Below are 6,408 nucleotides of genomic sequence, written 5' to 3'. Positions count from 1 at the left end.
TCTTGCTTTACTCTTTATTGTTTCTTTTTTCTCATCAAATTGCTTAAAATAACTAGCAGCTTCCGCATCACCTTCGACAGCAATCATTGCTGGTTTCTCCTGTACATCATATACAGTAAAGTTACGTTTTGAAGCAGGATCTTTAAAATCCGCATTACTGTTATACGCCTTTTCAAACTCTTTTTTCGCTTTTTCTACATCAATAGCTATTTCTTGTTCTGCACGAAGAGTACCTATTTTTACAGACTTAGCCAAAGCTATCTCGCCACCCCTTTCTAAAGACGATTTATTATCAGTATGTGTTGTATCTCCAATCACCATATCAGTTACAAAAAATAGACAACCTACAAATAACAGCAACATACTTGCTGCAACAATAAACTTTTGCATTCCTCTTTATCCTCCCTTAACTTTCAGACTTTCGAAATCGAAATCCACTTAAAATGGAACTTTTCTTTTGGTTCAATAATTGATTTGGTAGCAGTAGCTCAGCTATTCCCTTCAGTATTCCTTCTAACTCTTTATAATAGTTCCGACTAGATAGTAACGTACTACTATTTAATTGAGATTCAAATACATCTTCTATCTCATATGGTGGTAAAGCGGTTAATACCTTGTCTCCAAAACATTCTTCTACTACTTCATGCTTTAAAAGTGCAGGAGAAAACTTATTCCCAATGATTCTCGTTTTCTCTAAATCTAAGTAAGAAACGAGCTTTCTCTCTTTTGTTGTAAGAGGATGCGCTATCTTTAGCAATTGATGCAGATCTGGCTCCGCTACAAAGAATATGTAATCCGCCATTTCACATATCTCATGGTATAAATCTTTATCCCAATCGCTCCCTGCATCAATAATAGATATAGGTGCTTCTTGGTTAGCCAATAAAACCTTAATAAAATGGTCAAAGTCCTGCTCTGTTTCGTTTTTCAACTCTTGGTCCACTATAGGATTCTTTACGATATAATTTATTCTTCCTTGCTTCCATTTGGGAATTGATAATATATCAGATTCCTTCTGTAGCATCTCTTTATATCGCTGCAACATAAATTCACTACGATAGTTTTCTGGCGCTTCTGTATATCCCTTTAGTAACGGATACGTATAGCCATCATCATATAGATTCTCTATATAATTCACATCAATCTGTAGTTCATTTAAATACGTAGCTAAAAGATGTGAAACAAAAGTAGCACCACTTCTCCTGTTCATACTAGCCACAACAATCGTTCTTCTTGGAATAGCAATACCAATTTGTTTTTCATATACCGGTTCAAAAGCCAATTTATACTGTTTTTTTATAATAGGTGCTTTTGGCGTCTCCTCTAATACAGACTTATGCTTTTGTTTGTTTTTAATTAGTTTGTTGGATTTAGAGGAAGGCTGACTGTTGCCACTTTCATCTAATTCACTTGATACTTCCTCTTCTTGCTCATCAACAGGAATCTCCGGTAACTTTGTTTGTTGAGGTGCCTGACTTGCTCCTACAATTTCCGCTACATTTTTAATATCTGATTCTTGTAGCAGCTGGGGGATGACTTTATTATCAATATCAATTTTACGAGAGTTAAAAATGTCATAGATACCTAGATAAATCAGTTTCGCCAAAAACTCATCATCATTTTCACGCTCTGTAAATACCACAATACGAATATCCCGATTAAAGCGAATATCTCTTAGTTTCTGTAAAATAATCAATTCACGTTTCTCTTCATGTCCCGCATCAATATTTAATCGTTTGTCATTAATACATAAAATATTGGGCTGTTCCGTATCTAGAATTTCATCTAGATACTTGATGTGCATCACATCACTATCAGCTACTTCAAATCCCGCACCAATAAAATCCTCACGTAAATATGCCGTATATACAGTATCGCTAATAGCTAAAACGATTTTTTTTACCATAGTGAACCTCCTACAAACTCTAACGTTGGATTAAAATCATGTTTTCAATTGGAATTTGTGCCTGAAGATGAACCTTCCCAATAATCTCATTCAAAATATACTCCATTTCAACTTGTTCCATTGAACGTGGAGCCCCAAAATCAGAATTTAGTTTTACTCGTATTTCTAATCGATCTTGTATCTCATGTAAAGGTGTATCAAGATAAAGAAAACTGTAGTATAAAACACCATCTTCAATATTTTTTTGAATCATATCCTTTGTTTGATGAATAAATGTAACCTCAGCAACCTCAATAAAAGGATTATCAATGGTTACTTTGCTATTCCAATTTAAAGTCCAAATCTCGCAATGCTCTTCCGCATGCACAACAACTCCGTTTACAGAAGGCGTAATTGAGAAGAAACGATCTACAGGAACTTTGGTTAATACAGTGGTATCACCTTTCACTAATTCAAATCCTCTTTCTAATCGTTCATGTTCAAAAGCATATTCAGCACCACTGTATGCAACTTCACAAAATACTTGTTCTAATAATGGACGAATTCCCTCATATGTTCGTATAGCAAACACACTAAATTCCTGTGTTTCATCTGTTCGAATGATTTCGTACAATTCATATTCGGATGCATTTGCTAGGGCAAAAGGAATGTCTTTTATAAAGTTCGGATCAGTATATAAATTCTCAGGTATTTGTGTTTCAGGATGATGTATAAACTCTAGACATAATTGATACCCTTTTAAAAATGCATTCTTAACAGCTGCAGGGAATAGAGTTTCAAAACGCTTTACATTATTTTTAAACGTTTTTTCTTCAATTTCGTTATTAAATTCTCTTTCTTGTAATATATTTGCTTTATTTCCTAGTAATAAAAAGTAGTGATTAATAATGCAACTAATATCCTCCTCAAATGCTGCATTGTCCTCACAATACTTTGTAAATCTCTCTTTACTCATGTTTACAATTTCATTCATAGTTCAAATTCTCCCTTTTTTGATATTTATACAAAAAAAGACACACCGATGGCAGGTTATGTGCCTTCGGTGTGTCCGTTTAGCTAGAAATTAAATCTATTAATTTGTATATTTCTCTTAGTTAATTGTTGTTCACGTATAAGAATACCTCTATGAATTTTAAAAGTCAATAGATTAATTACCCCCTTGGAAACTTATATTTATTCCTTTTTTCTATTTTTCTACGTATCTAATCTAAAAAAATACAAGTAATTAAATATAAATAATCACAAGTATTTTATATACAAACAACAAGAAATATATAACTAAACTCAATTATTAATTATAAAGAGATTTAGCAAATACCTCTAAAGCCTTGCATTACATACGTTCCTTGCTATTAAGATAAATTCCCTATCGTAATATCCCCAATACAAACAAGCCTCCCATCATATAATTCACAAATTAAGAAGTTAAATACCATATTACTCAGAATTCACAAGTCTATAATAAAATAATTAAGATATTCACAAGTATTGAATCGAATTATAAACACACTGAATCGTATTTAAACGTAGCGTTAGCAGCTTATATGCTTGCGTAAAAATGCTCGTAGAAATATTTTCCTAAATAAAAAAGCATGTCTTCAAAATAAAGAACATGCCAAATAACCCTTGCTTTTAAGTGATTTTTTAACAAGGGCTGCTGTATTTATTTTTTTAAAAATTACACAAAGTCAGGATAAACACCATTTTGCTTATAATAATTTATCCTTGTATCGTGTCTTTCTTCTACAGATAAGCTTTTTTCTTTAAAATCCGTCCATGAATCTCTAAACTGTACACGCATAAATGCTGGAATAGAGAATATTTCTTGCTCTTTTGTGCATCTTTCAACTTGATCTAACGCATAAGTCATTGCGTAAATTAGTAATTCATTTTGTTTTTGTTTTGTTGGTAAATAGATTGCGTGATCAACAATTTCTTGTCTAAATGCAGTCATTATATTTTCTTTATCTTTTTTTCGTAACGCTTGTCCCATATGCTTTAAACGAGACACTGCTTCTTTTCGGCACTTTGCTATTGGTCTATGTAATTCTTTTTTATCATTTTCTATTACACAGTTTGAAGAAAACACCACACTAAACTTCTCAATGATGATTTGTTTTACCTGTTTTCTTACACTTGTAATTCGTGATTCATTAGAATTTTTCTCTTTAGAGTCAATTGCAGTAAATTGCACAATAGGTTTTATAATTTCTATGTATTGTCGTACTTTTTTTGCATTACGCTTTAACCTTTCTTTTAAGAAAGCCATTCTTCTTGTGATCTGGAACTCATCAATATTATGTTTATAATGTTCCATACCCACTTTTCTTGAAAAAGTGTTGATTAAATTTAGAAGGAACATAATTCCCCTATTATCACGAGCCTTTACTAGACTACTCAGTATTATTGTTTGGATAAGGTGAAATGGAATACGGAAATACGAAAGCGTTATACCTGACATGTTTGAAGTTTCCGAAGCAGTATGGTTATACAATGCATAATCTACAATTTCATATACAGTACGATTTCCAACAGGTGTTTCTTTTACAAGATTACGCTTCAAACAAACTTGAAAACCTGTATAAATTGTTGTGTAGGGAATCCCGCTTTTCTTAGCAAGATCCATTATTTGAAATTCACGTGGAAGCATTCCTATATCATTACATTCAAAGTGAAGCAAGATGTAAGTAGCTAAAGCTGAAGATGGTAACTCTTTTCTTTCATTTTCTAGTTTTATGGTGTTTAATAGTCCATCAAAAAACTTAACCCCATGAACTTTAAAGTTCTGTTGGGAAAAAGCCATTTGCGTATGCATAATGTTGCTAACTCCTTTCAAAAGAGCAGAAAAAGGCACTGTCATACCACGGATACAAAATATCACTCATAAAAAAAGTAATATATGTATTATCACGGTAAACAATGCCTAAAAATACGCAAGAAATCCCCTTTTTAAGTTGCACAAATACATAAGATACAGTAAAATTATCTTATAATTCCATGCAAAATAAAAAGGTTTATTGGCTTTGTTTACCGCTGTCGATCGGAAATTTCTTTTGGGAATTTTTGTGCGGTGTACCACAATGAAGTAGTTGGCGCTACTTCATTGGGCTGATGAACCTTTTTTGCTTTATTATATTTTATTTTTTTATTATATAAATATTTTATCGTTAATAAATCTGCATCTAGAAAAATACAAAATTATTAAAGTAACTACATCATATATAGTTTTTTTCATCGTTGCAAGGTGATTTTCTAAAAGTATGACCTTTATTGAATGATTATAAATGAAAACTACCACTCAAACACCCCATTGATCGTCGCTCAATCAAGAGCCAATCCAATACAAGTAAGAACAACCTAAATATCCATCGATCAACTACCCGATTAACGCTCAACCAACAAAATATTGCTATAAAAGTGTACACATGGTGCTTCTATCATCATTTTCGCGTGCGATCACTCGATTAATCACCAGTCACTTGTAATAGAAAATCGATATTATTCTCAATAGGTCGAGTGGTGATTGAGTGGTTGGTTTTATTATATTAAATCAAGTCTTGATCAGTCAATTAATCACCAGTCAATCAGTTTATTATCTTAAAGTGGATGATTGGCGAATGATTGAGTGGTTGTTTGTATATGCAAGTTTTAGAGGGGAACAAAGTATGCATTTCTAATAAAGCTGATTAATTGGTCAACTTTTTTTTAAGGATTAATGTAAAAAGTTCACATAATAATAGTTTGATTCTACTAATTAAATAGAATCAAACTATTATTATATAGGAGGATATAATGGAGAAAATTGATTCAATACCAAAACCTTTTTTCGAAACCTCAGGAGAACATGGTACAACTTATTTGGTATATGGGTACAGAATTGCGCAACCTAAGTTATATTTAGGTGAGTTTAATTCATTAAAAGAAGCTAGACAATTCATCTATAAATATGCTTATAATAATTCTCAATGGTTAAATGCAAACGGAGACATTAATGAATATAATAATAAACCATCTAGACCTGAAAGTGATAACAAATGGTATAAGGGCGTAATTGAAAAAGAATATAAAAAGTATGCCGATTTTAAAGATTGGAAGAGATAAAATTAGCAAACTCTTTATATTATAAAATAACAAAGTAAACTATACTTGAGTGGCATAATTATTACAGTTTAAAACAATAGTTGTGAATGAATCATATGTTTTATCTTTTTCCGACAGAAGACTCCTTCCTCAAAAATGTGAAGGTGGGAAACACCAATTTAAGGTGGGAGATGAATGTCGGTTGGCATAAGCCAACATGTTTGCTATCATTTACTTGTACAGATTGCTCTTCGAAAACTGAAGTTATGAGGTTGATTACAGAAAAACGTTACAACCGTAAAATCTTCAACGTTCTATCGCCCCATGCTTGCCGAAGTTGCGAAAACCAAGCTAAAGTAGGTAGTGTGGTGCGCCAACGTACAAGATACTTATGTTCTCACCGTAGGGACTACGGGTAGAGC

At 32.3% G+C, this 6,408-nt stretch carries 5 protein-coding genes; 1 reads left to right on the top strand and 4 read right to left on the bottom strand.

The window, feature by feature from the left end; genetic code table 11:
• The 4 genes from ACS2CR_RS33020 to ACS2CR_RS33005 form a co-directional block, all read right to left on the bottom strand.
• On the bottom strand, positions 1-390 hold a 390-nt coding region (locus ACS2CR_RS33020; protein WP_242300411.1), incomplete at its 3' end, for a DUF5411 family protein.
• A gap of 16 nt (positions 391-406) precedes the next feature.
• Positions 407-1,906, bottom strand: coding sequence for a hypothetical protein (locus tag ACS2CR_RS33015; RefSeq protein WP_153603090.1), 1,500 nt, complete (start codon positions 1,904-1,906; stop codon positions 407-409).
• A gap of 19 nt (positions 1,907-1,925) precedes the next feature.
• On the bottom strand, positions 1,926-2,879 hold the full coding sequence (locus tag ACS2CR_RS33010; protein WP_060852771.1) for a hypothetical protein: 954 nt from the start codon (positions 2,877-2,879) through the stop codon (positions 1,926-1,928).
• A gap of 705 nt (positions 2,880-3,584) precedes the next feature.
• A complete protein-coding gene (locus ACS2CR_RS33005; protein WP_153603091.1) occupies positions 3,585-4,721 on the bottom strand; it encodes a hypothetical protein in 1,137 nt (378 codons plus the stop codon).
• Positions 4,722-5,698: 977 nt separating this feature from the next.
• Here ACS2CR_RS33005 and ACS2CR_RS33000 point away from each other — a divergent pair.
• Positions 5,699-6,007, top strand: coding sequence for a hypothetical protein (locus ACS2CR_RS33000; protein ID WP_060852773.1), 309 nt, complete (start codon positions 5,699-5,701; stop codon positions 6,005-6,007).
• Positions 6,008-6,408 lie beyond the last annotated feature (401 nt).

The sequence above is a fragment of the Bacillus cereus group sp. BceL291 genome (assembly GCF_051776705.1).
GTDB classification, from domain to species: domain Bacteria; phylum Bacillota; class Bacilli; order Bacillales; family Bacillaceae_G; genus Bacillus_A; species Bacillus_A cereus.
This window is presented reverse-complemented; position numbering and strand designations above follow the sequence as displayed.